The sequence below is a fragment of the Sphingomonas sp. BE138 genome, assembly GCF_031456125.1.
GTDB lineage: Bacteria > Pseudomonadota > Alphaproteobacteria > Sphingomonadales > Sphingomonadaceae > Sphingomonas.
In genome coordinates this window covers 1-3,277 of the sequence record NZ_JAVDUC010000056.1, presented here as the reverse complement: position 1 = coordinate 3,277, position 3,277 = coordinate 1, and the positions used below count along the sequence as shown (strand labels likewise).

Sequence of the window (3,277 nt, the reverse complement as noted above, 5' to 3'; positions counted from 1 at the left end):
CACCGAGACGCCGATGCCGGGGTGGGGCCTTGGCCCCACCCCGGCATACACCGCCATCTACACCGGGAAATTACACCACGAACGCGGACGCTAGCCGTGACGGAGCAGGATCGCTCCTCCAATGATCCTCATCCTGTCACTTAACCCGTGTTCCTGTCTATGCTCCACGAACAGCCTGGGCAGCTGATTTCGTGACGCTACGCCGAAGGGAGCACAATGCCGGCGAAGACGATCCTCTCACCCGGCCAGCGCGCCGCGTTGTTCGACCCACCACACGACCGTGACACCGTGGAGCGGTTCTACACGCTCGGCCCCGACGATCTCGTCCAGGTCTGCCGGCGACGGCGCGGAGCCAACCGCATCGGTTATGCTGTCCAGCTCTGCTATCTTCGGCATCCCGGCCGAGCGCTGTTTCCCGACGAACTGCCTCCGCGCGAGATGCTTGATCTGCTTGCGGCACAGATCGGCGGGTCGGCTGCGGACTTTGTTCGCTATGCGGAGCGCGCACCCACGCTGCGCGAGCACCGCGCCGAGATTGGTTCATATCTCGGCCTGCGCCCGTTTGAACGATCCGACCTGCACGCCATGCTAATGCTCGGGCAGGAGGTGGCGACATCGACCGATCGCGGCGAGCCTATCGTCGCCGCCATGGTCGAGCGGTTGCGGCACGTCCGCGTGGTCGTGCCCGCCGCGTCGACGCTGGAGCGCGTGGCGCTGATCGCCCGCGCCCAGGCCCGTCGCGTCGCACATGCCGGACTGATCCGCGACCTGACAGCCGAACAGGAATTGGCGCTCGCTGACCTGATCGATCCCGGCGAACAGGGTCGGACCGATCTTGGCTGGCTCCGGGAGTGGTCGGAAGCCCCGACCGCAGCGAACCTCAAGGCGACCGCCGAGCGGCTGTTCCGCGTCCGCTCGCTCGGGATCGAGCCAGAGCGGGCGCGGCGCATTCACGCCGCCCGCTACGCCGTGATCGCCCGTGTCGCCGGCATCGTCACCGCGCAGGCGCTGCGGCGCATGGAGAGGCGCCGGCGTGTGCCGACGCTGGTCGCGGCCGTGATCGAGCTGGAGGCGGCGCTGACCGACGCGGCGCTCGCCATGGCCGAGAAGATGGTTGGCTCACTGTTCCGGCGCGCCGACCGGACCCGATCCGAGCGGCTGCTGGGCGAGGCGCGGCTGCTCAAGGATACCGCCCGCGTCCATGCCCGGCTCGGCCGCCTTCTGCTCGACACGCGCGCGAACGGTCGCGACCCGTTGCGCGCGATCAGCGACCGGATCGGATGGGACCAGCTGGAGCGCAGTGTGGGGTTCGCCGAAGAGCTGACCCGTGGGAACGAGGACGGGCTGGACGAGGTGGTGCAGCGCCATGCCGAAGTGCGACGCTTCGCCCCGACACTCTATAATGCGTTCACCTTCCGCGCCGCCCGCTCCGGCGATCCGTTGCTGGGTGCTATCGACGTGCTGCGGCGCATGTATCGCGATGGCCGATCGGTGCTGCCCAAGCGGGTGCCGACGACCTTCCTGCGCCCGCGATGGCGCAAAGTGGTGTTCCCAGATGGAGACGGGATCGACCGCCGCGCCTATGAGGTTGCCGTCATCGTCCACCTGCGCGAGCGCCTCGCATCGGGGAGCGTCTGGGTCGACGGGAGCCGTGCCTATCGCACGCTCGACGACTATCTCCTGCCCCAATCCGCGTTTGCGGCTATGCGGGACGAGGGTGGCTTGGGATTGACGGTGCCGTCGGGCTTCGCGGACTGGTCTGCCGAACGCCGCGCCACCCTGGTCCACCGCATGGGTGAGGTCGAACGCGCGGCTTCGGCCGGCGAGCTGGTCGACGTTGTGATCGCAGGCGGCGATCTCATCGTCTCACCGCTTAGGCGTGCGGTGCCGGACGCAGCGGACGAGCTGAAGGCAAAGCTCTACGCGCTGCTGCCGCGCGTGCGTGTCACCGACCTGCTGGTGGAGGTCGCCGCCTGGTCGGGGTTCGCGGACGGCTTCGTCCACGCGCGCAGCGGCGAGCCCGCGGCCGACCAGGCCGCACTGATGGGCACGATCTTGGCTGACGCGACCAACCTCGGCCTTGGCCGCATGGCGGAGAGTTCACGCGGGTTGACCCTCGCGCGCCTGCGCTGGACGGCCGAGTGGCACGTTCGCGACGAGACCTATCTGTCGGCACTCGCCTCCATCGTCGACGCACACAACGCGCATCCGCTCGGCCAAGTGTGGGGCTCGGGCGAGCTGTCGTCCTCGGACGGGCAGTTCTTCCGAGCGGGCGGTCGCGGCGAGGCACGCGCCGACGTGAACGCCCGCTACGGGTCGGAGCCTGGCGTGCTGTTCTACACCCATGTCACCGACCGGTTCACGCCATTTCATACCAAGGTCATTGCCGCAAACGCCGGTGAGGCAGCTCATGTCATCGACGGCCTGCTCGACCACGAAAGCGAACTCGCCATCCGGGAGCACGCGACCGACACCGCGGGAGCGGTCGACCATGTCTTCGAACTCTGCCACCTGCTCGGCTTCCGGTTCGCACCGCGTATCCGCGACCTGAACGAGCGTCGGCTCTACGGGTTTGCACCGCTCGATCCATGGCCGACGCTTCGGCCACTCGTCGCAGGGCCGATCAACATAAAGGCGATCGAGGAGAACTGGGCTGAGACGCTCAGGCTTGCCGCATCGATCAGGGCGGGAACAGTTAGCGCGTCCGCCATGCTGAAAAAGCTGGCGGGCTACCCGCGCCAGAACCCGGTCGCCCGTGCCCTTCGCGAGATCGGGCGCGTCGAGCGCACGCTGTTCATGCTCGCCTGGCTCGACGATCCCGAGCAGCGACGCCGCACGGGCAGCATCCTCAACAAGGGCGAGGCCCGCAATGCGCTCGCCCGCGCCATTTTCTTCAACCGCCTTGGCGAGCTGCGCGACCGCACCTTCGAGAACCAGCGACACCGCGCCTCCGGACTGACCCTAGTCACCGCCGCCGTCGCGCTCTGGAACACCGTCTATCTCGACCGGGCTGTCCGTCACCTGCGGTCGACGGGCGCTGATGTACCCGACGAGCTGCTCGCCCACGTTGCACCGCTGGGCTGGGAGCATATCGGCCTCACCGGCGACTATCTGTGGAGCGAGATCGAGAAGCCGCGTGGGCGGTTCAGGCCGCTGCGCACCACTACGGCCGAGCGCCGAGCTTAGACCCAATGACTGCGGGAGCCTCGGCGGCTCGAATCTGGGATGCTGACTATGGATTAGTCAGCAACGGAGACGAGTCATGACGGAGGCAGTG

The 3,277-nt window shown here is 67.9% G+C and carries 1 protein-coding gene; it reads left to right on the top strand.

What is annotated here, in order from left to right; translation table 11 throughout:
- The first annotated feature begins 216 nt into the window (after positions 1 to 216).
- Positions 217 to 3,186 (top strand): Tn3 family transposase, encoded by a 2,970-nt coding sequence (locus J2Y58_RS20705; RefSeq protein ID WP_310107322.1) that lies wholly within the window; start codon positions 217 to 219, stop codon positions 3,184 to 3,186.
- Positions 3,187 to 3,277 lie beyond the last annotated feature (91 nt).